We start from the raw sequence: 23,478 nt of genomic DNA, 5'->3' as shown, positions 1-23,478 counted from the left end.
GAATGAGGGAAATAACTTATTTGGAAGCAGTAAGAGAAGCACTCTCCCAAGAAATGCGAAATAACGACGATGTCTATATGCTCGGTGAAGATATCGGCGTATATGGCGGTGCGTTCGGTGTATCACGCGGGATGATTGAAGAATTCGGACCAGAACGTATCCGGAACACACCCATTTCAGAAGCAGCCATCTCTGGCGCAGCCATAGGTTCTGCATTGACCGGCATGAGACCGATACTAGAACTCCAGTTTTCCGATTTCATCACCATCGCAATGGACAATCTGGCTAACCAAGCGGCCAAAATCAGATATATGTACGGTGGCAAAGGTACCATTCCGATTGTTGTCCGTACACCGTCTGGCTCAGGAACAGGCGCAGCAGCGCAGCATTCCCAAAGCTTGGAAGCTTGGGTAGCACATATACCTGGTCTTAAAGTAGTCCAACCATCGACAGCAAGTGATGCCAAAGGGTTACTTAAAGCTGCGATGGACGACGATAACCCCGTCATTTTCTATGAGCACAAACTACTCTACAAAACATCGGAAGACGTACCTGAGGAACAGTACAGCATCCCTCTAGGCAAAGCCGACATCAAAAGAGAAGGTAAGGATGCAACAATCGTAGCAACAGGAGTCATGGTGCACAGAGCACTCGAAGCAGCTGAAAAACTTGCAGAAAACGGTATTGAAGTAGAAATCGTCGATCCGAGAACACTCGTCCCATTCGATGTGGATACTGTCGTCGACTCAGTTAAAAAGACAGGGCGGCTACTCGTTGTGCATGAAGCAGTCAAGTTCGGCGGAATCGGCGGTGAAATTGCTTCCATCGTAGCTGAGAGCGAGGCATTTGATTACTTGGATCATCCGATTAGACGCCTTGGTGCTGCTTTTGTGCCGGTACCCTACAACCCTACTCTTGAAAAAGCAGCCATACCGTCGGTTGAAGAGATTATCGCAAACGTTGCTGAGATGGTGAATTACGAGTCTGAGGAGGGATAGAAATGGCAAATGAGATTTTCATGCCCAAGTTGAGCAGTACGATGGCTGAAGGCACCGTCATCGAATGGTTCAAAGAAGAGGGAGATACTGTTGAAGTCGGCGAGCCGATTCTTGAAATCATGACCGATAAAATCAATATCGAAGTCGAAGCTTACAACGATGGAACGTTGTTGAAGAAATACTTTGAAGCGGATGATGTCGTTCCAGTTAACCATGTCATCGGATTCATCGGTGATGCGGGAGAGTCTGTCCCGGATGAAGCACCCGGTGAGAGCGGCAGCGGTGGTTCAAGTGCAACTACAGAGGACGCCACTACTCAGAGTGATAAAAAAGAGGATTCATCGGAAAGTACATCATCTAAGTCCAAAGTATCAGGGCAAAGAGAGTCGATGATTGGTAAAGTCCGGGCGACACCAGCTGCACGTGCGCATGCCAGAAAACATGGTATAAATCTTCAAGACATTACAGGTTGTGGACGGAATGGACGTATCCATAAAGCTGATGTCGAGCACCACCTCTCCGCTCAAAGCAAAGCACCCGTAGAGAAAGCTGAAAGTAAGCATGAACCAGTAGCGAGTCACCCATCAACTCAAGCTGCGGTTCAGACTGAAAAGCTTAAAGGGTCACGAAAAGTTACAGCAGATCGTATGGCTGATAGCAGTTCTACCATACCGCATGTAACATTGAACTTTGAAGTCGAAATGGATCAACTGATTGATTTGAGAAGAGATCTAAACGAAAGACATAACGAAGTAAAGGTTTCCTTTAATGACTTGTTCATCCTCATTGCATCCAAAGCTTTGAGTCTGCACCCGGATATCAACATCACTTTCCAGAATAACGAGATCAGCTATCATGAAGAAAGAAACATTTCATTGGCTGTTGCGTTGGAGAAGGAATTGTTTGTTCCAGTTGTAAAAAATACTGAGAAAATGGGACTGTTTGGTATCAGCAAAGACACCAAGCGTCTGATTGAAGAAACACGCAATCGTAAGCTGTCGCAGGACGATATGACCGGTGGCACCTTCACCATCTCAAACCTCGGCATGTACAGTATCAATAGCTTTACACCAATTATCAATAAGCCGCAAGCTGCGATACTCGGTATTGGTGCAACAAAAGAACAGCCTGCACTTAAGGATGGTGTACTCTACAACAAAAAAATTGCAGTACTCAGCCTTTCATTTGATCACAGGGTCATAAATGGTGCACCTGCTGCGGCATTCTGTGATACGATCAAAAAATTGACTGAAAACCCGATTGAACTGATCCTTTGATGAGAATGCCATCCCTATAATAGGATGGCATTCCGTCTTTGAGGTGGTATAATTTACCTATGAGAGGATGAGTTTATGAGAGCCATTGTAGATGATAAAAAATTAATTGTTAAAGTATGCAAACTCTACTACTTCGATGGAATGACACAAGCTCAAATTGCTAAAAGGATCGGTGTTTCGAGGCCGATCGTTTCCAAAATGCTGTCAAAAGCAAAGGAAGAGAAAATTATTGAAATCTATATAAAAGATGAGAGTGCACATACGGTGGATCTTGAACTGAATATAGAAAAGAAATACGGCATAAAAGAAGCCATCGTCGTGCAAAAGACAGGCTATGAACCATCCGTACTTCTGGATCTGCTGGGTCAGGCAGCAGCTTCCTACGTATCGAAGAAAATAGTCAATATCGATTCTCTCGGCATCAGCTGGGGAAAGTCAGTATCGAGTTTTGTCGAGGCCTATCCATTTGAGAGAAATGAGAACGTAAAAGTGGTTCCGTTGATTGGAGGCATGGGACGTAGCGAACTGGATCTGCATTCCAACATGCTCGCACTTAAACTGGCGCAAAAGTTGCATACTCATTGTAGCTACCTTTATGCACCTGCAATGATTGAGAATGCAGATACTAAAAATAGGTTGCTCGAATCTGAAGATATCAACGGTGTACTTGAGGAAGGAAATGCGGTCGATATGGCCATCGTCGGAATCGGCAATCCCGTCGTTGACTCCACTATGGAAAAAATCGGCTATATATCGGATGAAGACGTGGCCTCCCTCAAACAAGCAGACGCCATTGGAGACATCAATTCCTTCTTCTTCGATATCGAAGGTCTCCCTATTACGCATCCACTGAACGACAGTATTATTGGAGTCGACCTCGAGTCACTTAAAGCCATCGGTACAACTATAGCCATCGCTACCGGGGACAACAAGACCATGAGCATTCATTCGGCACTCCTCGGAGGCGCCGTAGACGTTTTGGTGACAGATGATGAAACTGCACAGAAGATACTAGATATCGAATAAAAAAAGGACGAGCCTTCACTGGCTCGTCCTTTTTGCGATACTATTCGGCTGTCACGCTTTCTTTCGTCGTCACGCTGAATTCATCATCTTTATAATCAATCGTTACAATTCTGCCTTCAAGTTGCTCACCGGAAAGAAGCGACTCACTGAGTCTATCTTCGATATGACGTTGGATGGAGCGGGCAAGTGGGCGTGCACCATATTCCGGATCATATCCTTCGTCTGCAATTTTTTCAGTTGCTGCCTCAGTAACTTCAAGATGAATATCCTGGCTGTCGAGACGTTTGGTAAGCTGGTCGATCATCAGCTTGACGATTTCTTTGAGATGTTCTTTCTCTAGGCTGTGGAATACGATGATATCGTCCACACGGTTAATGAATTCTGGACGGAAACTATTTTTCAATTCCTTCATCATCGTATTGCGGATCGTATCATAGTCACGGGACTGTTCGGTTGTTCCAAAGCCTGCGAATTTATTATCTTTAAGTTCCTGTGCACCGACATTTGAAGTCATGACGATGATCGTATTGCGGAAATCTACAGTACGTCCATTAGAATCTGTCAGACGTCCATCATCCAGTACTTGCAAGAGCATATTGAATACATCCGGGTGCGCTTTTTCAATTTCATCGAATAAGACGAGTGAATAAGGTTTTCTTCTGACTTTTTCAGTAAGTTGACCGCCATCTTCATATCCGACATATCCAGGAGGGGAACCGACGAGACGGGAAACGGAGTGCTTCTCCATGTACTCACTCATGTCCACGCGGATCATCGCATCTTCTTCGCCGAACATTGCTTCACTGAGTGCTCTACCCAGCTCAGTTTTACCCACACCTGTCGGGCCGAGGAAGATGAAGCTACCTATCGGACGTTTCGGATTTTTAAGTCCTGCACGTGCACGTCTGACGGCCTTAGCGATGGATGTCACTGCATCATTTTGGCCAATGACACGGTTATGAAGAATTGATTCGAGATTCATCAATCTATCCGATTCGTCCTCGGCAATCTTGGAGAGCGGGATGCCCGTGATGCCACTGATAACGATTTCGATATCGCTTTTCTTCACTGACTGGGAAGCTTGGCCTTGTTCCTTCTTCCAATCGTCTTCACGTCGCTTCAACTCTTCTTCAAGCTTCGTTTGCTGATCCCTGTAGTTTGCTGCCGCTTCGAACTCTTGGCTCTGCACAGCAGAATCCTTCTCTTTTTTAATTGCTTCAAGCTTACTTTCAAGATCCTTCAAATCAGGCGGTGACGTATAGCTTCTCAGTCTTACTTTAGATGAAGCTTCATCGATCAGATCAATTGCTTTGTCTGGCAGGAATCTATCCTGGACATAGCGGTCACTCATGACTGCAGCTGCTTCCAGTGCTTCGTCTGTAATCGTAATTCTGTGGTGCGCTTCATAGCGGTCACGGAGTCCTCTTAAAATAAGAATTGCATCCTCCACACTCGGCTCATCTACTTGTACCGGCTGGAAACGACGTTCGAGTGCGGCGTCCTTTTCGATGTGTTTACGGTACTCGTCAAGCGTTGTTGCACCGATACATTGCAGTTCACCGCGTGCCAGTGCTGGTTTTAGTATATTAGATGCATCAATAGCACCCTCTGCACCACCTGCACCAATCAAGGTATGCAATTCATCAATGAAGAGCACAACGTTGCCGGCCTTATGGATTTCTTCCATAACCTTCTTCATACGCTCTTCAAATTCACCGCGGTACTTGGTGCCTGCGACGACTGTCCCCATATCAAGCGACATGACGCGTTTATCCTTCAATGTTTCAGGCACTTCATTTTTAATAATCGCCTGCGCAAGACCTTCAGCAATAGCCGTCTTACCTACACCGGGCTCACCTATCAGTACTGGATTATTCTTTGTACGTCTGCTCAATACCTCGATAACACGTGTGATTTCTTTCGAACGACCAATCACCGGATCAAGCATTTCATCGCGTGCAATTTGAGTTAAGTCACGCGCAAGTGAATCCAGTGTCGGTGTATTATGATCTTTTTTCATGCTTTCTTTCTGCTGCAATGCCTCAGGGTTACCGAGCATCTTGATGACAGCGGCACGTGCTTTGGTAATGTTCAGGTCTAGATTGGATAACACACGTGCGGCTACGCCTTCACTCTCTCTAATCAGTCCGAGCAGCAGGTGCTCTGTACCGACGAAATTGTGATGAAGCTTACGTGCTTCGTCCATTGAAAGTTCGATGACCTTCTTCGCTCTTGGCGTATAATGGATTGAAGAAGACGGCTCGTTACCTTCATTGATCAGATTGAATACTTCTTCTTTCACTTTTTCTTCAGTAATATTGAAGGATGCCAATACTTTGGCAGCAATGCCCTCATCCTCCTTAACCAGGCCAAGTAGCAAGTGCTCTGTGCCGATATTGGAATGTTTGAGATTGATTGCTTCTTCCTGTGCATAAGCGAGCACCTTTTGTGCTCTTTCAGTTAATCTGCCAAATAGCATATTATTCCCCTCCTAGTAGTTGTCTCATCAAGGTCGCACGCTCTTCTTCAACAGCACGCTCCAGTGATGCTATTTCTGTATTCTGTTCATTCAGTCGCATCTTGATGAATGCCGGCTGAATCAGTTGAATCCATTTTTGGAATTGAAACGCTTCATGTTCGATCAGTTCAAGATCGATACCAAGTTTGATGTCACTTAAGCATTTTGCCGCTTCCTTAAGCGGCAACTTATAGGCATGTTTCAGTATGCCGTATGAACGGTAGACCGAATCCTTAACTTCAATCGGATGTTCACTTTTAAACTGTGAGCGCATCTCAATTTCTTCTTCTACTATCCGCTGCTTCAGTTCATCCAGATTGCTGATGATCTCCGTTTCATTCTGACCCAGTGTCAGCTGGTTGGAGAGCTGGTATATGTGCCCGAGCGGAATAGATCCCTCCCCGTATATACCTCTTAGTGTAAAGCCAAAGCGGCTCAGATTCGCAGCCAATGTTTGGATTCGATTGCCAAACGTCATGGCGGGCAGATGCAACATGACCGAGGCTCTAAGGCCTGTACCGATATTCGTTGGGCACGCCGTAAGGTATCCGTACTGGTCATCAAAAGCATAACCGACCTCAGACTCTATTTCATCATCGATTTCATTTGCCTTGTTATAGAGTGACATCAGGGGTATCCCAGCACCCATCGTTTGAATCCGCAGGTGGTCTTCTTCATTAATCATGATTGAGACAGACTCTGCTTCATCTATATAGCTGATCAGACCCCGCTTAGTGAACAATGGACTGATCAGATGTTTTTCGACAAGTAATGCCTTGTCTTCAAACTGAAGTGCGTCCATCTGTACACGTCTGTACCCTGTCAGTACGTCATCCAATCTACTTAATACGGGTTCAATCTGTGTAACATCATCCATCATGTGCGGAAAAGGCAAATTACTGATATTTCTGGCTAGACGGACACGCGTCGACATCTCGACAGGCAGTTCTGCTGCGTTTTGCACCCATGGACTGATATGGCTATGCTCCATTATTGCCACCTGCCTGTTCCAGCGCCCTGATTTCATCACGTACGACGACTGCTTCTTCAAACTCCTGAGTTTCAACGAGTTGGGCGAGTCTTTCTTTCAAAGCTTCAATTTTTCTTTTGGTCTGCAGCTGGGCCTGGGATTTCATCGGTACTTTACCGACGTGTTCCGACTGATATGCTTGTACACGGCTCACAATATCCGGCACCTGAGCTTCAAATGTACCATAACAGTCCGGACATCCGAACTTGCCTTTGTGCACGATGCTGTTGAGTGTCGAACCGCATGTTTCGCATTGTTTCGGTTGCTGCTTGGCTTGGTGCAATGATGGATGCTGTGACAGTGATTGTAGCAGTTTCTGGATATTGAACGTATCATCCGGATAACTGAAGTCGTTCTCAAACGATGCATTGGCACATTGTTCACAAAGGAGCTTTTCTGTCTTTTCAAGACCGTTACCTTTTGATATGTGGATGGTTGCTTCTCTTTCGTTGCAGGATTCGCATTTCATTCAATCACTCCTCACTATAGAGAATGACATCAAGCACCCTCATCAGAATATTTGCGCGTAGACGATCACGGTACGGCAAATCGAGCATCAGACTTTCTCTTTCCAGTACTGCATCTATAATTTTTGCTTCTTTGTGCGTAATCACTTTATTCTCCATCAGAGACTGTACAATGCGGCTGGCATTCTGTTGCGATATGCCATCTCCAATGAGTTGCTTCAAGCGGGTCAGATAATCCGATTTGGAGTGTGTTTCTACTTTCGTAATACGGATGTATCCACCACCGCCCCTTTTACTTTCCACCGTGTAGCCATGTTCATTGGTAAAACGGGTTTTTATTACGTAATTGAGCTGCGAGGGAACGCAGTCGAACTTCTCAGCGATGTGTGCCCGTTTTATTTCAACCACTTCACCGCCGGACTGCTCAATCAATTGTTTGAGGTACTGTTCAATTATATCCGACATATTGCGCATTGGATCACCCCTTTTGACCTTCTTTGACTAAATTATATATCCTATATGCGAATATGGCAAATGGAATGTTTTGCAAATTCACTCTTTATATTTGTAACCGTTTGCATTATAATTGATAAGGATGTTCTACAAATCGTACATGTACATAAAGAAACACTCTGTTATATAATGTACAAAACTTACTATTTATGAGGTGACAGATTTGAATATTCTTATGGGTATCGTCGGCATTGCATTTACATTCCTATTGGCATGGATTGTCAGCAGTGATCGTAAGCGCGCTTTCAGCAAATGGAAAAACATAGTGGTTCTTCTCGTAATACAATTAGTTCTCGCTTTTATTCTTCTTTCAACCGGTTTCGGAGAAGCACTAATTGGCGGTCTCGCAGCAGGCTTTAATGCATTGCTCGGATTTGCCGCCGAGGGTGTTTCATTTGTTATGGGTGATTTGACCACACTTGAGGATGGTTCCGCAGCAGACGTTTTCCTATTCAACGTCCTCTTGCCAATCATCGTCATTTCAGCATTAATTGGTATTCTTCAGTTCACCAGAATCTTGCCATTGATTATTCGTGGTCTTGGTCTACTATTGACGAAAATTACGGGCATGGGATATCTTGAGTCCTACAATGGTGCTGCTTCAATGATTCTTGGACAGTCTGAAGTGTTCATTTCACTCAAAAACCAGTTGCCGCACCTTCCTAGACACCGACTTTACACATTGTCAGCACAAGCGATGAGTTCAGTTTCACTCTCCATCGTTGCAGCCTATATGACAATGCTTGAACCACAGTACGTCGTCACAGCAATCGTTCTCAACTTATTCGGTACATATGTCATCGTCCACATCCTCAACCCTTACGAAGTGACGGACAGTGAAGATGCAGCAGACGTCGATGACAATCCCGATGCAGGCAAGTCTTTCTTCCAGGTACTTGGAGACTATATCATGGATGGTGCCAGAGTCGCATTGACCGTAGCAGCAATGCTGATTGGTTACATTGCACTAATCGCCATTCTAAATCAGGTGTTCCTACTCATTCCAGGTATGAACATTACATTCCAAGATGTACTTGGCTATATCTTCATGCCGATCGCCTTCCTAATCGGTGTACCTTGGGTAGATGCCCAGCAGGTCGGTAGCCTGATGGCAACCAAACTGATTACAAACGAATTTGTCGCTATGCTCGACTATACAACGATGGCAGAAGAGCTGAGCCGCAAATCTCAGGCAATGATTTCCGTATTCTTAGTTTCATTCGCAAACTTCTCAAGTATCGGTATCATTGCAGGATCTGTTAAAGGCCTGCACAATGAGAGTGGCGACAAAGTAGCACGTTTCGGTTTGAAACTTGTCTACGGTGCTTCTCTGGTCAGCGTACTGACAGCAGCCGTTGTTGGCTTCTTCGCTTAAATTAAAGAGTATGTAAAAGACAGGCCCAAGGGCCTGTCTTTTTAAATATGGTATTGGACGCGTTTAATTGACTTTACCGCGATATCCGTAGTAACTTTCAGTATAATAATATGACGGAGAGATAACATGAAAATAGGCATCATTGCCGACCTACATATCGATCGGACTAAGACGGAATATACAATCGAAGATTTTAAACGGGTACTCGCATGTGAAATGCTCGCGCGAAACCTCGATTTGCTACTCATCGCTGGCGATATTTCCAATGACTGCCAAGTCACTTCGGAATTCGTCTGGTCTTTGATGACCGCAACAAATATTGACGTTCGTTTCGTCCCAGGCAATCATGACTACTGGCAGCCAGAAAATATGACTAGTTCACAAGTCTACCAGTTCTACAAAGACCACCCGCAAAGCCTGGTTGAATCGCCCCTTGTCCTAAACGATGACTGGGCGATTGTCGGTCATAGTGGCTGGTACGACTACTCTTATGCGGATCCGCGGTTTCCTTTAGAAAAGCTTGCAAGCGGCAAGTTCTACGGCGGTACCTGGCAAGATAAAGTCAGGATTGACTGGCCGGTCGGTGACTCGGAACTCTCGAGGACCTTTGCCAAAACAGTTCAAAAGGACTTGGAGACAGTCAAAGGACTCAACACTATACTGATGACACATGTCGTGACGCATCACAAGTTCGTCGTGCCAACACCACATAGACTGTTCGACTTTTATAACGCCTACATCGGTACATCGGACTTCGACAGTTTCTATAAAGACTATCCGATCCGTTACAGTATCATGGGACACGTCCACTTCCGCCATCGGCTAGAAGCGGATGGTATCCAGTACGTATGCCCATGTCTCGGTTACCAGCGAGAGTGGCGCACGAACGATCTCGCTACAGAAGTACGAAACACACTTGAGGTAATTGAAATATAGGGGGTCTGCGAGGCCCCCTATTTCTAATCCATCCGATCAATGATTGTGTGGTAGCCCTCACTCCCATAATCAAGACACCGCTTGACTCTCGATACTGTCGCACTTGAAGCGCCGGTTTCCTCCTGTACTTTTGAATACGTATACCCTTCCTTGATCATCTTGGCCACCTGAAACCGCTGCTTCAGTGAGACCAATTCATTCGTCGTGCAGAGGTCGTCAAAAAAGTGATAGCAGTCCTCGACTGATTCAAGCTTCAATATCCCCTCGAACAGATCATCCAGCTCTTTGCCCTTCAGTTTATCTATCTGCATATTTTTCCCTCCATTAATACGCTCATCATAACAAAACACTTTAGCGTTTTAAAGTGTTAAACATAATTTCATCAAATGCCTTGTCATTATCAGTGTATTTTGCTATTATCTAATTTATTGATTATTCTTTATCACGCTAAAGTATTAAAGGAGATGTCGCATGAAAAATGAACTGATCATCCGAAGGTTGAAATTCGCACAGGACTACACACAACTGCTTGCTGATGAGAACTATCAGCTTGTCGATATGAATATGGTAGAACCGTTCAATATCGACGATAAACGGCATCATTCTTCTACCATTATCTTCGAGAAAAATGAGCAACTTTTCTCCATCCGTAGTGACTGGACGCGCTCGCTTTTAAACTACAATGAAAACTATACCCTTGATGATCGCTTCTTCGGCTACTTTGGACCGGTAGTGAGAAACTACGAAACCTTCCACCAGGCAGGTGTCGAATTGTATAGCCCGTCTAATGAAGAAGTATTTTCAAGCATTGATATGCACCTGTCCTTCGTTACAGAAAGATATGATGAGAAATTCCAGTCTATCGTCGTCAATGATGATACGCTACTTGACCTCTATATTGAAAAATATGGACTTGAAGACGATATTCGTACGCTCGTCCACGAGAAGAATCTGTCGGAAATAAAGAAGCGCCTTGGCGGCAGCCACTCTCTCTATACTCTACTGACGGCGAAGGTAAGTGACCAGATTGATTTGGTGAATGCTGAATTTGGAGATAGTGATATCATGCGCTTTATTGAAGAACTTAAGCAGCTGCTTGAGAAATACGATATGAAATTTATACTCGACCTGTCGTTTCGTTCTCCCCAGTCCTACTACAATGGTTTCTATTTCCAAGCTTTTCTGAACCATGATTACCCACTTCTCAGTGGAGGGGAATACAACAGCAGCGCATTCGGCATTGCGGTGAATCTATCTAATGGAGGATTGCTATGATTACAGTGGCACTGACAAAAGGACGTCTTTTCAAAGATTTCCTGAAATACATGAATGGGAATGGATTAACTGTCTACAATGAAGCGCTCGAAGAAGAGACGCGCTCCCTATATACTGTCGTCGATAACGTAAAATTCATTTTCGCCAAGGGTCCAGATGTACCGACTTATGTGGAGAGTGGTGTCGCGGATCTCGGAATTGTTGGCTCTGACATCATCACTGAGGAGACGTTCAACATACTAAACGTTTCCCAGCTGCCATTCGGTGAATGTCATTTCTCAGTCGCCGCACTCCCCGATCAGCAGGAGTTCAAAGTCATTGCGACAAAGTATATGAACATTGCTCAAACGCACTTCAAAAACAAAAGACAGGATGTCTCACTGATCCACCTGAACGGTTCGGTGGAATTGGCGCCACTACTCGGTCTATCTGATGGTATCGTCGATATCGTCCAGACCGGCAGTACACTTCGGGACAATGGACTCGTCGAACACGAAGAAATCATGGAAGTTCATGCTAGATTGATTGCCAACAAGCGAACTTTCTACACAAAAGAGGACGAAATTTATAGTTTTATTAAAGAAATCGGGGTGATCGAATGAATGTCGCATCGTTCATATCAACTTTTGACGCACAACGCGGTTCTGCAGGATTTGATGACTACAAAGATGTGATGGAGATCATAGAACATGTCCGGAGCGATGGTGACCGGGCACTGCATGACTATACGGCCCAGTTCGACAATCAGACACTCGACACTTTTAAAGTGGACAAAGCAGCACTAAAGGACAGTTATGATGCCATTTCTAGTGAAGAGCGCGAAGCGCTCGAGACCATCAAGCGACGTATAGAACACTACCAAAAAAGTATAAAGTATACGGACATGGATCACGGCGAATTCCGGTACGTCTACCACCCACTTGAAAAGATTGGCGTCTATGTTCCTGGAGGAACTGCCCTCTATCCTTCAAGCGTATTGATGACGGTCGTACCGGCACTCGTTGCGGGCGTCAAAGAGATTCATGTCGTTACACCCACTTTCGAGGAAAATAATATCACCTTCGCTGCACTATATATCTGTGGTATCGAGAATGTTTATAAAGTCGGTGGTGCCCAAGCGATTGCTGCTTTGGCCTATGGTACGCAAACGGTCCCAAAAGTCGATAAAATCGTCGGACCCGGCAACTACTATGTTGCCCTGGCTAAGAGATTACTTTTTGGTGAAGTTGGCATCGACATGATTGCCGGCCCAAGCGAGATTTTGATCTATGTCGACCAGGACGCCCACATCGACGCCATTGTCTACGATCTATTCGCTCAAGCCGAACACGACGCAAACGCACGCACGTTCCTGATTAGTGAAGATGAATCGATCATAAAAAAGATAGAAGAACGTCTCGAACAGATGCTGGCTAATCAGCCACGTAGTAGCATCATCAGAGCTTCCATAAAAGACAACCACTACGCTGTCGTCGACTCACAGGAAGCACTCATCAGTATGATTAATCACATTGCGCCAGAACATGTTTCTATACAGCATCGAGATGCGGACCGAATCATTCGCAATATCAAATACGCCGGAGCCGTCTTCAATGGGTACTACTCACCTGAAGCCATCGGTGACTATGCAGCGGGCCCATCCCATGTACTCCCGACAGACAAGACTGGCCGCTTCAGTCATGGACTTAACGTCAATGACTTCCTGACAAGCCATGCCGTGATTTCACTCGAGAAAACTACTTATGAAGACATTGTCGAACCAGCGAAAACCATTGCCAGACGAGAACAGCTAGATGCTCATTATCAATCTCTAAACATTCGGACGGAGTGATGACATGATCAGTATGGACCGCAATACCAGCCCGATTTCCCCACTTGATGACAATGCCATTGCTGAAGTCATCAAAGCGACCCGCATCCATGAGTATCCGGGAGATGAAATAGATACCTTTAAACAATTATATGCAGACTATTACAACATCGATAAAACAATACTCGAAGTCGCCAACGGTTCCGACGAATGGATCCAGAAGGCGATTATGACACTGGGCCAAAACGGTGTTATGACACTCGATCCAGATTTCGTCATGTACCATGAATATGCCAATCAAATTGATGTTCCTGTTTACACGGTTGCATGCGACGCACACTTCACTTTCGACTTCGAACAGGTCATCAAGGCCGTCGAACGACACCACCCTTCTCTATTTTTGATATCGGTGCCTCACAACCCGACCGGACAGATGTTCAAAGCAAAAGAACTTCAGTCACTGGCTGACGCAATGGAAGCAGTCGGTGGGTATCTTGTTCTTGATGAAGCTTACTTCGAATTTGGACCTGCATATAAAAGACCTGTTGGCGAACATGTGCTGATCATCCGGACACTCAGTAAAATGTTCGGTGTAGCAGGACTCAGAATTGGCATTGCGATTGCTCAAGAGGAGACTTTCAAAAAGATCACGCGCCTCAATCACCCTTATCCAGTCAACTCGCTGTCTCTGAATCTGGCCAGTAAAATCTTCACAGAGCAGTCTGCACTCGATGACTTCATCCGTTATCAACTCGATTCAAAAGAGCACTTGGTTGCATCACTTAGGCAGGTAGCTGACAAAATAAATATAATTGATTCAAACACAAACTTCGTCCTGACATACGGCGAAAACGCTCGGCACCTCGCCGATTACTTGAAGACGCATGGCTACCAAGCGAGAATATATGATGAACCGCCACTTGAGAATGCTGTTAGATATTCAATCATCGGACTCGAGGACTATGGATCTTTTAACCAACTAATTAAGGAATGGAGCGATCAATATGATTCAAAAGGAACGCAAGACGAAGGAAACGAAAATATCCATATCACTGGATGACGAGCGGTCACCAGACGATTCCGTCCTCTCTACAGGTGTCGGTTTCTTCGACCATATGCTGACACTATTTAGCTTCCACTCCGGTATCTACCTCAATGTTGAAGCTGACGGTGACCTCGAAGTCGATGACCATCATACTGTCGAAGATGTCGGTATCATACTTGGTCAGATGATCCGCGAACTCTATACCGAGAAAGCATCCTATCAGCGGTACGGCACCACCTATATACCGATGGACGAATCCTTGGCTCGAGTCGTGCTCGATCTTTCCGGTCGGCCACACCTCAACTTCCAGGCTCACTTCTCAAAAGAGAAGGTCGGCACCTTCGATACGGAGCTGGTTCTGGAATTCTTCAATGCAGTGAGTATGAATAGTCGGATGACATTGCATATCGATCTGCTCAAAGGCGGCAATACTCATCACGAGATTGAAGCCATCTTCAAAGCCTTTGCCAGAAGTCTAAAGGATGCACTTACAGCAAATAATATAGGCGTGCCTTCATCAAAGGGTGTCATAGAATGATTGGTATCATAGACTACTCCCTTGGTAATATACAAAATATTAAAAATGCACTGGAGAAACTTGGCTACGAATATATACTTTCGAGTAAATATGAAGATCTGAAGCATTGCGATGTCATCCTTCTGCCGGGTGTTGGCCATTTTGGCAATGCCATGGAAACTATCGGACGTTTAGACATCAAAGAGGACCTGTTAGCACTTGCTGAAACGAAGCGTTTCATCGGCATCTGCCTCGGCATGCAGCTACTCTTTGAAGAAAGCGAGGAAGGGAATGCAAAAGGGCTCGGTTTACTGCCGGGTAGAATCATCCGCATGGAAACGCCTCATCCTGTTCCACATCTTGGTTGGAATACACTGAGCAGCCAGAATCCTCAACTGGACAGCAAAGATGTCTATTTCGTCCACAGTTTCATGGCCGAAAGCACGGAAACAGCCGTCGCCACAGCAGAGTACGGCGTAACCATACCCGCAGTCGTTAAAAAAGATAATATCATCGGTATCCAGTTTCACCCGGAAAAGTCCGGGGACCTTGGAGTGGATATGTTAAAACTGGCCATCGAAGGAGGACTATAATGAACATCATTCCAGCAATTGACATCATCGACGGTCAGAATGTTCGTCTGACCCAAGGTGATTACGAGAAAAAAACATCAATGAAGCGTACACCCGAGGAAGCAATCGCCTTCTACAGCAGCTTCGAGCAAGTTGCACGCATCCATATCGTCGACCTGATGGGTGCATTGAAGCAGGATGCGCAGGAATCAACCGTGATACAGGAACTGAAGAAAAAAACAACACTCCCCCTGCAAATTGGCGGTGGGCTGAGAAATACCGAAACACTTGAAAAATACGACGCCATTGGGATCGACTACTTCATTCTTGGTACTCGGGCCATCACGGACTTTGAGTGGCTGAAAACAGTGGTCACAAAATTTCCAGGACGCATTTTTGTTGGTGTTGATGCTAGAGAGAATGACATCTACATCAACGGCTGGACTGAAAACAGTGGTATCGTGATCGATGACTTCGTTCAAAAGATCGAAAATCTTGATGTTGCCGGCATTATCTATACCGATATCAATAAGGATGGCATGAACCAAGGACCGAACTTCGATAATACCAAGCGCATCAATGATTTGACGCGTCACACTGTCATCGCAAGTGGCGGCATCAGGAATAAAGAAGATCTGGATCAACTGGAGTCAATGGGTGTCACTCAGGCTATTGTCGGCAAGGCCAGTCACAGCGATGATTTCTGGAGGGGGATTAAATGATTAAAAAGCGGATCATTCCTTGCCTTGATGTCAAAGAAGGCCGTGTCGTTAAAGGAGTCAACTTTGTCGGCCTTAGAGACGTCGGCGATCCTGTGGAACTGGCCACTCGATATAATGAAGAAGGGGCAGATGAACTCGTCTTCTTAGATATATCGAAGACCCAAAACGGACACGAGCTGATGATCGATGTCATTCGCGCAACTGCCAAAGCCCTATTCATTCCACTGACAATCGGTGGAGGCATCTCGACTGTCGATGATATCCGTCAGCTTTTAAATGCAGGTGCCGATAAGGTCAGTGTCAATTCGGCGGCCATCAGAAATCCGCAATTAATCCGTGAAGCCAGTGAAGTATTCGGTAGTCAGTGCATATGTGTCGCAATCGATGTAAAGTATGATGGCGAGGCAGCAGATTACTTCGTGCATACCCATGGAGGTTCAAAAAAGACGGAAATTCGTGCTTTTAAATGGATTGAGCAGTGTGCCGCACTCGGTGCCGGAGAATTCCTGATTACAAGCATGGATCATGACGGCGTTAAGCAGGGCTTTGACATCGACTTTCTCGCGCGTGCAAATCAAATGGTGGATATTCCAATTATCGCAAGCGGCGGTGCCGGCAATGCACTCCATTTTAAAGCGCTCTTCGAGAAAACTGGCGTCTCCGCTGGACTCGCCGCTTCCATCTTCCACAACAAGGAAGTAGAAATCGAGGATTTGAAAAGAACCCTTAACCAATCAGGAATCGAGGTGAGATTTATATGAGACCGAATTTTGACAAAGCCGATGGCCTGCTATCCGTCATCTTGCAGGACAGTAGTACCGGCCAGGTTCTGATGAACGGCTTCATGAATGAAGAAGCTTACGAGAAGACGCTCCAAGACAACGTTGTATGGTTTTACTCCCGCTCCAAAGAACGGCTGTGGAAAAAAGGGGAAACCAGTGGCCACATCCAGATCGTCAAGAGCATGGCGCTCGACTGCGATGCTGATGCACTACTCATCCAGGTGGATCCACAAGGACCAACATGCCACCTTGGCACACAGAGCTGCTTTGGTGATGATCACTTCAACTTACAGACACTCAGCAAGATTGTCGACCAAAAAGTGGACTATCCGCAAGAAGGCTCTTACACAAGTTATCTTACAGAAGAAGGCCTCGATAAAATTCTTAAAAAATGTGGTGAAGAAATGACCGAAGTTGTCATTGCCGCCAAAAACAATGATCGACAGGAGCTTGTAAACGAAACAAGCGATCTTTTCTACCATATGCTCGTTCTGTTAAAGCAACAGGATGTTTCATTGAAAGAAGTGGAAGACAATCTCGAAATAAGACATGGACAAAACCTTTCATACAAGGTTCGCGGAAACATTGAAGAATGGTAGAGTAGGTGGTCAGGGTTAATTTTGCTCTTCTTTCCTCATCTTAATAAAAATGGACGTTCCAGCTATCTTAGGTAGCTGGAACGTCCATTTTTTATCCTTCACAAAAAGCTTTCAGATGATTCCCATGGAAAGTTTCACAATGCAGGCGATCAGCGAATTGAATAATCCAACACCCAGTATAATACTAAAGAACGCAATCGCGAATATGAACATGGTGGCAACAGATAGCACGGGACTAATACTGTCATTAAAGAGTTCAGTAATCTCAACGATCAAAATAACTGATCCATTCATTCAAAAAATGCGTATATATAATGAGCGATTGCAAAATTAATCAGAATTTCTCCGTCATTCCTTGAATGTTCAATTATATTCTAACTGGATATAAAAGCCAATGTCGTCGAAACAAATTATTTACAAATTTAGCTACTTAAGGAGGAAATGAATTGAAGCAGCCCAATAAGAACCGCTATGCCACCATCTGGCGATGGCATTTATATGCAGGAATTATCATTACACCAATATTGCTGGTTCTTTCATTTACCGGCGCGGTCTATCTATTCAAATATGATATAGAAGCCGTTTTATATAAGGATTATCATCACGTTGAAGCGGTAGGAAATGCGATTACTCCAGAAGATCAAGTGGATATTGCACAGAACGAGGTAGAGGGCAGTGTCACTCGCTATCGCCCAGGAGAAGATCCGGAACGTTCTGCTGAAGTCGGAATTACCGCAGACGATGGTACTTCTTATACAGTCTTCATCGATCCTTATGACGGCGCAGTACTCGGGGTTCTCGATGACGGCAAGCGCGCGATGGATATCGTAGAGAAGATTCACGGCGAACTTATGGCAGGGACGGCCGGAGACAGAATAGTCGAGCTTGCCGCATGCTGGACGATCATCATGATCATCACGGGCCTATACCTCTGGTTTCCAAGAAAATCAAAAGATTTCGGAGGAATACTGATTCCTCGTTTAAGGCAGGGGAAGAAAATCTTGATACGCGATCTCCACGCTGTGACCGGATTCTGGTGGTCTGGCGGATTGATATTCTTTCTCTTGACCGGTTTGCTCTGGACTGGATTCTGGGGAAATGGTGTGCAGAACCTCACGACCATGAGTGGTGCTGGCTATCCTCCATCAATCTGGGTGGGTCCAGCTCCTGAGTCCGATATTAAAACCGAAGAGGTGGCAGATGTTTCCTGGGCAGCGGAAAACCTACCTGCACCGACCTCTGAAAGACTAACAGGACGCATTCCCGTCTCAATCAACGATATCGTCGAGAAAGCTGAGGCGATCGAAGTCCATCCCACATACGACGTCTTCTATCCTGATAGCGAGGAAGGTGTTTTTACTTTATCGACTTTCCCAGATCGGGCCCAAGATGAGGCAACTGTCCATATCGACCAATATAGTGGCGTTATACTCGCAGACTATCGATTCGAAGATTACGGTATCATTGGAAAAATCATGGCACTTGGCATCACTATCCATAAAGGGCTCCAGTTCGGGTGGATCAATCAGCTTTTCGGACTTGTTATTTGTCTTGGACTCATTACCATGGTTATCACTGGTTTTTGGATGTGGCTCAGAAGAAAGCCGAAAAACAGCACTGGTGCACCTGCATCAGACAGATTGATCAATCACAAAGTCCCTTTCCTTATTCTAATGGTACTGGCGCTGGTCTTCCCGCTTGTCGGCATTTCCTTGATTGCAGTGTTCCTGATGGATTTGCTCATTGTACAAAGAAGCCGAAAGCTGAGGAAATGGTTGAATGTCAAAGAAAATCGGAGGTCTGATGATGTATAGGCTATTGTTTGCAATATTCATTGCAGCCCTTCTAGCTGCTTGTAGTAGCGTTGATAGAGAGACTCACGATATGTATACAGAGATTCCCGACATATCCATTACTCTAGATACAAGTGGAATTTCTGAAAAAAAAGAAAGTCAACCCGTTTTCATCGAGATTCGTGACGGAGAAAAAACAATCGACGGTGCAGAAATCGACCTAGAAGTATGGCGTGCGGTCGAAGGTGCCTCGACAAGTGAGAACTATCCCGTTTCTCAAAGGGAGGACGGCGTCTATATAACGAATATCGAGACCGATGTCCCTGGTCTCTATTTTGCCAAAGCCAACATATCAGCAGGAGACTTGAAGGCGGTACCCACCGCGTACTTTATAGTCGGAGAACTTGACTCGCAGGAACATGCACTGCTCGAAGAAATACTTCCTAATAATGAAGATCATGAGAGCGGTCATCATTAGCAGAACACACTTCAAAATAAAAAGTTTTTCGTTCTTCTTTACTGAAGAACGAAAAACTTTTTATTTTTCTTTCAATGCCCATTCCACCGCTTCTACTGCATGGATATAAGTTGTATCAAAGATTGGAACGGTTGCGTCTTCCGGTTTTACCAGTAGACCAATTTCAGTACATCCTAGTATGATTCCCTCAGCACCTGCTTCAATAAGATTTTCAATCACTTGCTTGTAGTACTCTCGGGACGCTTGTTCTATTTTTCCCATACACAGCTCTTCAAATATAACCTCATTTATAGTCGCACGCTCTGCTTCTTCGGGGATGACCACATCGATACCACTGGATATCAGACGTTGCTTATAAAAGTCCTGTTCCATCGTATACCGTGTCCCTAGCAGTCCGACTGAAGTTACGCCATGTGAATTGATTTGTGTCGCAGTAGCGTCTGCGATATGGAGTACAGGAATACCCACTCTTGATTCAATCTCATCTATGACCTTATGCATTGTGTTGGTACAGATGACAATGAAATCAGCACCACCTTGCTCAAGAGACTCTGCTGCATCTGCGAGTATATGTCCTGCCTGCTGCCACTCCCCTAATGCCTGACATCGTTCTATTTCTTCAAAGTCTACACTATAAAGTAGACACTTGGCCGAATGTAATCCGCCCAAGCGATGTCTGACCTCTTCATTGATAAGTCGATAGTACTCTACTGACGATTCCCAACTCATTCCGCCAATTAAACCGATTACTTTCATCATAATACCTCCATATATATTCCTAACAGACTTGCTGATGCTGCTTTCCTACTCCTCTACTTTACGCTTCGCCTCCTGATAGACTTCATCGGGGAACTCATAGAGCCTGAGCAGTTCGATGGCATTGGAAGTCGAGGCCACTCCTTTTAGAAGTTTGTAGTCGAAGTAGATATCGTCACCTTCAAGATGTTCCCTGAAGTGATAGAATGCATACTTATCTCTCAGCAGCTCAGTCAGTTCCATATCATGCGTTGCTGCAATAACGAAGACATTTTCTCTTTGGTTCAGATAGCGCAGTACCGTCTCTGCTGCTGCAACCCTCTCCACTGTGTTGGTCCCTTTGAAGATTTCATCGATGATGCAGTAGATGTTTCCTTCAAAATCTTCCACTTCCTCCATGATGCGCTTCAACGATTTTATTTCACTAATAAAATAGCTGTCGCCTTCGATGACACTATCTGTGATGTCCATCGAGGATATTACTTTGCCAGGTTTGTACTTGAAACGTGCGCTAGTAGATGTATTAAGACCGTTGCTTGTGATGACATTGAGGCCCATTGCCTTCATAAATGTGGATTTCCCGGCAGCATTCGAACCTGTCAGCAGAATATCAGTATCGTATTCAAGATCGTTTTCCACCGGTTCGGTCAGCAATGGATGATAGATTTCTTCACTTACAATCGAGGCTGTCCTGCTGGTTTCCGGAATAGTATAGTAAGGCAAGGTCTCTCGCCATAACGCCACACTATAGTTTACATCCAATCCAGCCAAGTAAAGCCAACTTTCTTCGTATAGGTCATGGTGTCTGCTCAACGATTTAATAATCACATGATAAAGATGGTAGTCCAAAAGGAACGCGGATTTCAGTCCAATGAACAGCTGAAGTCCCAAATTCATTTCACGGGCATTGTCGTCTGTTATTGAAAGCGGACTGATGAACGACAACCGTCTCAATCCTTTACGATTATATCTTGAATCGATCTTTCCAGCGGCAATGATAATATTGATGGCGTGGAAGATGTCTGGATAGTCGAAACCGGTCGAAGATTTATGTTTTTGTGATATGTAAAAATTAGTACCTAGGCCACCGAGTACTGTCATGATTGATAGAAGTGGGTGGATGAAGAACATAAACACACCGATGATGGGGAGCAGTGACAACAGAATGAATGCTGGATTGTGTGTTGACTCCGGTCTAAATGCGTACATGAACTTACTCGTATCAGAGTTTCCCGATTTCCCCAATTGAGCCAACTGGTATGAAATCTTCTCGCGATATGAGCGATCCGTTCTTACCTTTTCAATTAGTACTTCGTCGATCATACTCTTATCGGTCGCATTTCTGAGCGTGGCATATAGCAATTCATCACCAATCGTTGTAAATGTAAAGTTACTTTGGGAGAGTAGTTGACCGACATCGAGATCACTCCAAGTCTGATCATCGACGACATTCCTATTCTCCGTCACTTCATTTTCCATAATGTTGACGAAGTAGTTATGAAAATGGACATATGGGGTGTTGGTGTCAGATAGCGCTCGCTTCCTATACCATAGTGTTTTAATTGCCATTTTTATTTTATATTTCTCGTAAATGCTCATGCCGATTGATAATAGGAAAGTAAACGCAACGACTATAGTAATCAAATATAACGGTTGTATGAAAACCACCTGTTCCAAAAATAATATATACCAACATTATACAGAAGTTGGAAGACTCCATCCAACATTACATTGAGAAATAAATAAAACCTCCCCCATTTTTGGAGGAGACCATTATTTTACCTTTCAGCCTGCTTATCTTCCTTCTTCCCCATGTACAACAAAATACCGACAATGATTACAGAACAGACGAAAAGTGACACACTTGAAATGATCAAATATCTTTCGCTCATCGGCGAAGCGCCGTCGGTAGCAAATTTCGCTATGAGTTCGGGTGCAGATAATAAGAGTAAGAGTACGGCAAAGAACCATCTCTTCATAAATAACGTAATGACCAGGAAGAGACCAAGGAGCGATAGACCGATAATAAAGTTCAGATTTGGATTCCCTTCGTAAAAAACGAATCCTGGGTTTGAGCGAATGATAAACTGTCCACCGATCATCCCGGCAAATATCAACGCCCCGTAGGACATAGCGTAGATGTATGTCTTTTTACTATCGCCATACTTCAGGATCATCTCTTTAATGACATAAAGTGAGCCAAAGCCCATAAATAGGATCACAAGAAAATAATATATAAGCAATGAAGTCGACAACTCGAACTGTCCGCTGAGTAGGCTCGGTATAGTAAACAGTCCGAGAATGTAGAGAATAAGCTGCATGCCTTTCTTTTTAAGACCAGGTTCTAACGAAAGTTCTTCTGATATCGACCGTATATAGTCTTTTACAGAACCACCTGTAACACTGTCCACGCTCTCGCCATTCGCCTCGGCTTCAGTCAAATGATCTCTCAGTTCTTCCTCCATTTCTTCGATCTCTTGACTGTCCTTCCCTCGCACCATCAATTCGATCCTCAAATCTAGCAGAAACTTCTCAGATTGTTTACTCAGCATTTTCATCACTCCTCATCAGATTATTCATTCCGTGGTTAAGATAAGTCCACTTATCTCTAAAAACTGCCAGTTCCTCAAGACCACTTTCAGTAATGGAATAGTACTTCCTTTTTGGTCCACCCGTATCCGACGTTTTCATCTGTGTGCTCACGTATCCTTTCTTACTTAACCTTAGTAGTACTGGGTATATACTGCCATCACTGATTTCTGGAAAATCCTTTTCTTTCAGCTTTTCCAGAATTTCATAGCCATAGGTTTCACCTTGTGCAATCAGCCCGAGTATGGCACCATCCAGCAAACCTTTCATCATCTGTTTCGATACTGTCATAAGTTTCCTCCTACCAACTATCTTATAATGTAATATAGTTGGATATGGCCAAGTTGTCAACTATCTTATATAAAAAGGTAGTTCTTTTCATCTATTCATCAGTTGAACG

The 23,478-nt window shown here is 44.6% G+C and carries 26 protein-coding genes; 16 read left to right on the top strand and 10 right to left on the bottom strand.

Annotation, left to right across the window (positions count from 1 at the left end; translation table 11 throughout):
• Nucleotides 1-2 precede the first annotated feature (2 nt).
• The 3 genes from ACFOJ8_RS00405 to ACFOJ8_RS00395 all read left to right on the top strand — a co-directional run bounded on the left by ACFOJ8_RS00405 (nucleotide 3) and on the right by ACFOJ8_RS00395 (nucleotide 3,301).
• The gene (locus tag ACFOJ8_RS00405; RefSeq protein WP_380651164.1) at nucleotides 3-998 is read left to right on the top strand and encodes an alpha-ketoacid dehydrogenase subunit beta; all 996 of its coding nucleotides are present in this window, start codon (nucleotides 3-5) and stop codon (nucleotides 996-998) included.
• A gap of 2 nt (nucleotides 999-1,000) precedes the next feature.
• Nucleotides 1,001-2,275, top strand: a complete 1,275-nt coding sequence (locus tag ACFOJ8_RS00400; protein WP_380651161.1) for a dihydrolipoamide acetyltransferase family protein — start codon at nucleotides 1,001-1,003, stop codon at nucleotides 2,273-2,275.
• Nucleotides 2,276-2,350: 75 nt separating this feature from the next.
• A complete protein-coding gene (locus ACFOJ8_RS00395; RefSeq protein WP_380651158.1) occupies nucleotides 2,351-3,301 on the top strand; it encodes a sugar-binding transcriptional regulator in 951 nt (316 codons plus the stop codon).
• A gap of 40 nt (nucleotides 3,302-3,341) precedes the next feature.
• Here ACFOJ8_RS00395 and ACFOJ8_RS00390 read toward each other — a convergent pair whose 3' ends face one another.
• The 4 genes from ACFOJ8_RS00390 to ACFOJ8_RS00375 are packed head-to-tail and all read right to left on the bottom strand — an operon-like array spanning nucleotide 3,342 to nucleotide 7,790.
• Entirely contained in the window at nucleotides 3,342-5,780 is a 2,439-nt protein-coding gene (locus tag ACFOJ8_RS00390; protein WP_380651155.1) for an ATP-dependent Clp protease ATP-binding subunit, read from the bottom strand.
• Nucleotide 5,781: 1 nt separating this feature from the next.
• Nucleotides 5,782-6,810 (bottom strand): hypothetical protein, encoded by a 1,029-nt coding sequence (locus tag ACFOJ8_RS00385; RefSeq protein ID WP_380651152.1) that lies wholly within the window; start codon nucleotides 6,808-6,810, stop codon nucleotides 5,782-5,784.
• Nucleotides 6,800-7,318 (bottom strand): UvrB/UvrC motif-containing protein, encoded by a 519-nt coding sequence (locus ACFOJ8_RS00380; protein WP_380651149.1) that lies wholly within the window; start codon nucleotides 7,316-7,318, stop codon nucleotides 6,800-6,802. Before ACFOJ8_RS00380 ends, ACFOJ8_RS00385 begins: the two co-directional genes overlap by 11 nt.
• 4 nt (nucleotides 7,319-7,322) lie before the next feature.
• Complete coding sequence (locus ACFOJ8_RS00375; protein WP_380651147.1) at nucleotides 7,323-7,790, bottom strand: CtsR family transcriptional regulator; 468 nt, start codon at nucleotides 7,788-7,790, stop codon at nucleotides 7,323-7,325.
• Between the two features lie 202 nt (nucleotides 7,791-7,992).
• Here ACFOJ8_RS00375 and ACFOJ8_RS00370 point away from each other — a divergent pair, with 202 nt between their 5' ends.
• On the top strand, nucleotides 7,993-9,204 hold the full coding sequence (locus tag ACFOJ8_RS00370; protein WP_380651144.1) for a NupC/NupG family nucleoside CNT transporter: 1,212 nt from the start codon (nucleotides 7,993-7,995) through the stop codon (nucleotides 9,202-9,204).
• Nucleotides 9,205-9,330: 126 nt separating this feature from the next.
• Complete coding sequence (locus tag ACFOJ8_RS00365) at nucleotides 9,331-10,140, top strand: metallophosphoesterase (protein WP_380651141.1); 810 nt, start codon at nucleotides 9,331-9,333, stop codon at nucleotides 10,138-10,140.
• A gap of 23 nt (nucleotides 10,141-10,163) precedes the next feature.
• On the opposite strand, the gene ACFOJ8_RS00360 is transcribed toward ACFOJ8_RS00365, so the two are convergent.
• On the bottom strand, nucleotides 10,164-10,451 hold the full coding sequence (locus tag ACFOJ8_RS00360; RefSeq protein ID WP_380651138.1) for a YerC/YecD family TrpR-related protein: 288 nt from the start codon (nucleotides 10,449-10,451) through the stop codon (nucleotides 10,164-10,166).
• Between the two features lie 160 nt (nucleotides 10,452-10,611).
• On the opposite strand from ACFOJ8_RS00360, the gene ACFOJ8_RS00355 reads away from it, so the two are divergent.
• From ACFOJ8_RS00355 to hisIE, 9 genes are read left to right on the top strand one after another with little or no spacing between them, the layout of a single operon-like run.
• Nucleotides 10,612-11,415: an ATP phosphoribosyltransferase regulatory subunit gene (locus ACFOJ8_RS00355; RefSeq protein WP_380651135.1), complete on the top strand. Its 804-nt coding sequence runs from the start codon at nucleotides 10,612-10,614 to the stop codon at nucleotides 11,413-11,415.
• Nucleotides 11,412-12,017, top strand: a complete 606-nt coding sequence (hisG, locus tag ACFOJ8_RS00350; RefSeq protein ID WP_380651132.1) for an ATP phosphoribosyltransferase — start codon at nucleotides 11,412-11,414, stop codon at nucleotides 12,015-12,017. The genes ACFOJ8_RS00355 and hisG overlap by 4 nt, the downstream gene beginning before the upstream one ends.
• Complete coding sequence (gene hisD, locus ACFOJ8_RS00345; RefSeq protein ID WP_380651129.1) at nucleotides 12,014-13,246, top strand: histidinol dehydrogenase; 1,233 nt, start codon at nucleotides 12,014-12,016, stop codon at nucleotides 13,244-13,246. The genes hisG and hisD overlap by 4 nt, the downstream gene beginning before the upstream one ends.
• A 4-nt stretch (nucleotides 13,247-13,250) precedes the next feature.
• Nucleotides 13,251-14,285 (top strand): pyridoxal phosphate-dependent aminotransferase, encoded by a 1,035-nt coding sequence (locus tag ACFOJ8_RS00340; RefSeq protein ID WP_380651126.1) that lies wholly within the window; start codon nucleotides 13,251-13,253, stop codon nucleotides 14,283-14,285.
• Nucleotides 14,230-14,808 (top strand): imidazoleglycerol-phosphate dehydratase HisB, encoded by a 579-nt coding sequence (gene hisB / locus ACFOJ8_RS00335; RefSeq protein ID WP_380651123.1) that lies wholly within the window; start codon nucleotides 14,230-14,232, stop codon nucleotides 14,806-14,808. Before ACFOJ8_RS00340 ends, hisB begins: the two co-directional genes overlap by 56 nt.
• Nucleotides 14,805-15,380, top strand: a complete 576-nt coding sequence (gene hisH, locus ACFOJ8_RS00330) for an imidazole glycerol phosphate synthase subunit HisH (protein ID WP_380651120.1) — start codon at nucleotides 14,805-14,807, stop codon at nucleotides 15,378-15,380. Before hisB ends, hisH begins: the two co-directional genes overlap by 4 nt.
• The gene (gene hisA, locus ACFOJ8_RS00325; protein WP_380651117.1) at nucleotides 15,380-16,081 is read left to right on the top strand and encodes a 1-(5-phosphoribosyl)-5-[(5-phosphoribosylamino)methylideneamino]imidazole-4-carboxamide isomerase; all 702 of its coding nucleotides are present in this window, start codon (nucleotides 15,380-15,382) and stop codon (nucleotides 16,079-16,081) included. The genes hisH and hisA overlap by 1 nt, the downstream gene beginning before the upstream one ends.
• Nucleotides 16,078-16,842 (top strand): imidazole glycerol phosphate synthase subunit HisF, encoded by a 765-nt coding sequence (gene hisF / locus ACFOJ8_RS00320; RefSeq protein WP_380651114.1) that lies wholly within the window; start codon nucleotides 16,078-16,080, stop codon nucleotides 16,840-16,842. The genes hisA and hisF overlap by 4 nt, the downstream gene beginning before the upstream one ends.
• A complete protein-coding gene (gene hisIE, locus ACFOJ8_RS00315) occupies nucleotides 16,839-17,462 on the top strand; it encodes a bifunctional phosphoribosyl-AMP cyclohydrolase/phosphoribosyl-ATP diphosphatase HisIE (protein WP_380651111.1) in 624 nt (207 codons plus the stop codon). Before hisF ends, hisIE begins: the two co-directional genes overlap by 4 nt.
• 111 nt (nucleotides 17,463-17,573) lie before the next feature.
• Here the strand turns inward: hisIE and ACFOJ8_RS00310 are convergent, their stop codons facing one another.
• Nucleotides 17,574-17,756 (bottom strand): hypothetical protein, encoded by a 183-nt coding sequence (locus tag ACFOJ8_RS00310; RefSeq protein ID WP_380651109.1) that lies wholly within the window; start codon nucleotides 17,754-17,756, stop codon nucleotides 17,574-17,576.
• Nucleotides 17,757-17,908: 152 nt separating this feature from the next.
• Here ACFOJ8_RS00310 and ACFOJ8_RS00305 point away from each other — a divergent pair, with 152 nt between their 5' ends.
• Both ACFOJ8_RS00305 and ACFOJ8_RS00300 read left to right on the top strand, forming a co-directional pair.
• Nucleotides 17,909-19,276 carry a PepSY-associated TM helix domain-containing protein gene (locus ACFOJ8_RS00305; RefSeq protein ID WP_380651107.1) on the top strand — a complete coding sequence of 456 codons (1,368 nt, stop codon included), beginning with the start codon at nucleotides 17,909-17,911 and terminating at the stop codon, nucleotides 19,274-19,276.
• Nucleotides 19,269-19,733 (top strand): hypothetical protein, encoded by a 465-nt coding sequence (locus ACFOJ8_RS00300; protein ID WP_380651104.1) that lies wholly within the window; start codon nucleotides 19,269-19,271, stop codon nucleotides 19,731-19,733. The genes ACFOJ8_RS00305 and ACFOJ8_RS00300 overlap by 8 nt, the downstream gene beginning before the upstream one ends.
• A gap of 60 nt (nucleotides 19,734-19,793) precedes the next feature.
• Here the strand turns inward: ACFOJ8_RS00300 and ACFOJ8_RS00295 are convergent, their stop codons facing one another.
• The 4 genes from ACFOJ8_RS00295 to ACFOJ8_RS00280 all read right to left on the bottom strand — a co-directional run bounded on the left by ACFOJ8_RS00295 (nucleotide 19,794) and on the right by ACFOJ8_RS00280 (nucleotide 23,369).
• Complete coding sequence (locus tag ACFOJ8_RS00295; protein WP_380651101.1) at nucleotides 19,794-20,489, bottom strand: aspartate/glutamate racemase family protein; 696 nt, start codon at nucleotides 20,487-20,489, stop codon at nucleotides 19,794-19,796.
• A 48-nt stretch (nucleotides 20,490-20,537) separates the two neighbouring features.
• The gene (locus tag ACFOJ8_RS00290; protein WP_380659866.1) at nucleotides 20,538-22,058 is read right to left on the bottom strand and encodes a MutS-related protein; all 1,521 of its coding nucleotides are present in this window, start codon (nucleotides 22,056-22,058) and stop codon (nucleotides 20,538-20,540) included.
• 209 nt (nucleotides 22,059-22,267) lie between these two features.
• Nucleotides 22,268-23,041: a hypothetical protein gene (locus ACFOJ8_RS00285; protein WP_380651095.1), complete on the bottom strand. Its 774-nt coding sequence runs from the start codon at nucleotides 23,039-23,041 to the stop codon at nucleotides 22,268-22,270.
• Nucleotides 23,031-23,369, bottom strand: a complete 339-nt coding sequence (locus ACFOJ8_RS00280) for a PadR family transcriptional regulator (RefSeq protein WP_380651092.1) — start codon at nucleotides 23,367-23,369, stop codon at nucleotides 23,031-23,033. The genes ACFOJ8_RS00285 and ACFOJ8_RS00280 overlap by 11 nt, the downstream gene beginning before the upstream one ends.
• Between the last annotated feature and the right edge of the window lie 109 nt (nucleotides 23,370-23,478).

Origin of the sequence: Salinicoccus sesuvii, from assembly GCF_042648145.1 — a bacterium.
Classification (GTDB): domain Bacteria; phylum Bacillota; class Bacilli; order Staphylococcales; family Salinicoccaceae; genus Salinicoccus; species Salinicoccus sesuvii.
The sequence above is the reverse complement of the archived record's forward strand: the minus strand, read 5'-3'. Positions and strand labels throughout refer to the sequence as shown.

Coding starts and splice junctions, on each gene's coding strand:
- ACFOJ8_RS00405 (WP_380651164.1), top strand. CDS start 3: ATGAGGGAAATAACTTATTTGGAAGCAGTAAGAGAAGCACTCTCCCAA.
- ACFOJ8_RS00400 (WP_380651161.1), top strand. CDS start 1,001: ATGGCAAATGAGATTTTCATGCCCAAGTTGAGCAGTACGATGGCTGAA.
- ACFOJ8_RS00395 (WP_380651158.1), top strand. CDS start 2,351: ATGAGAGCCATTGTAGATGATAAAAAATTAATTGTTAAAGTATGCAAA.
- ACFOJ8_RS00390 (WP_380651155.1), bottom strand. CDS start 5,780: ATGCTATTTGGCAGATTAACTGAAAGAGCACAAAAGGTGCTCGCTTAT.
- ACFOJ8_RS00385 (WP_380651152.1), bottom strand. CDS start 6,810: ATGGAGCATAGCCATATCAGTCCATGGGTGCAAAACGCAGCAGAACTG.
- ACFOJ8_RS00380 (WP_380651149.1), bottom strand. CDS start 7,318: ATGAAATGCGAATCCTGCAACGAAAGAGAAGCAACCATCCACATATCA.
- ACFOJ8_RS00375 (WP_380651147.1), bottom strand. CDS start 7,790: ATGCGCAATATGTCGGATATAATTGAACAGTACCTCAAACAATTGATT.
- ACFOJ8_RS00365 (WP_380651141.1), top strand. CDS start 9,331: ATGAAAATAGGCATCATTGCCGACCTACATATCGATCGGACTAAGACG.
- ACFOJ8_RS00360 (WP_380651138.1), bottom strand. CDS start 10,451: ATGCAGATAGATAAACTGAAGGGCAAAGAGCTGGATGATCTGTTCGAG.
- ACFOJ8_RS00355 (WP_380651135.1), top strand. CDS start 10,612: ATGAAAAATGAACTGATCATCCGAAGGTTGAAATTCGCACAGGACTAC.
- hisG (WP_380651132.1), top strand. CDS start 11,412: ATGATTACAGTGGCACTGACAAAAGGACGTCTTTTCAAAGATTTCCTG.
- hisD (WP_380651129.1), top strand. CDS start 12,014: ATGAATGTCGCATCGTTCATATCAACTTTTGACGCACAACGCGGTTCT.
- ACFOJ8_RS00340 (WP_380651126.1), top strand. CDS start 13,251: ATGATCAGTATGGACCGCAATACCAGCCCGATTTCCCCACTTGATGAC.
- hisB (WP_380651123.1), top strand. CDS start 14,230: ATGATTCAAAAGGAACGCAAGACGAAGGAAACGAAAATATCCATATCA.
- hisH (WP_380651120.1), top strand. CDS start 14,805: ATGATTGGTATCATAGACTACTCCCTTGGTAATATACAAAATATTAAA.
- hisA (WP_380651117.1), top strand. CDS start 15,380: ATGAACATCATTCCAGCAATTGACATCATCGACGGTCAGAATGTTCGT.
- hisF (WP_380651114.1), top strand. CDS start 16,078: ATGATTAAAAAGCGGATCATTCCTTGCCTTGATGTCAAAGAAGGCCGT.
- hisIE (WP_380651111.1), top strand. CDS start 16,839: ATGAGACCGAATTTTGACAAAGCCGATGGCCTGCTATCCGTCATCTTG.
- ACFOJ8_RS00310 (WP_380651109.1), bottom strand. CDS start 17,756: ATGAATGGATCAGTTATTTTGATCGTTGAGATTACTGAACTCTTTAAT.
- ACFOJ8_RS00300 (WP_380651104.1), top strand. CDS start 19,269: ATGTATAGGCTATTGTTTGCAATATTCATTGCAGCCCTTCTAGCTGCT.
- ACFOJ8_RS00295 (WP_380651101.1), bottom strand. CDS start 20,489: ATGAAAGTAATCGGTTTAATTGGCGGAATGAGTTGGGAATCGTCAGTA.
- ACFOJ8_RS00290 (WP_380659866.1), bottom strand. CDS start 22,058: ATGGCAATTAAAACACTATGGTATAGGAAGCGAGCGCTATCTGACACC.
- ACFOJ8_RS00285 (WP_380651095.1), bottom strand. CDS start 23,041: ATGCTGAGTAAACAATCTGAGAAGTTTCTGCTAGATTTGAGGATCGAA.
- ACFOJ8_RS00280 (WP_380651092.1), bottom strand. CDS start 23,369: ATGACAGTATCGAAACAGATGATGAAAGGTTTGCTGGATGGTGCCATA.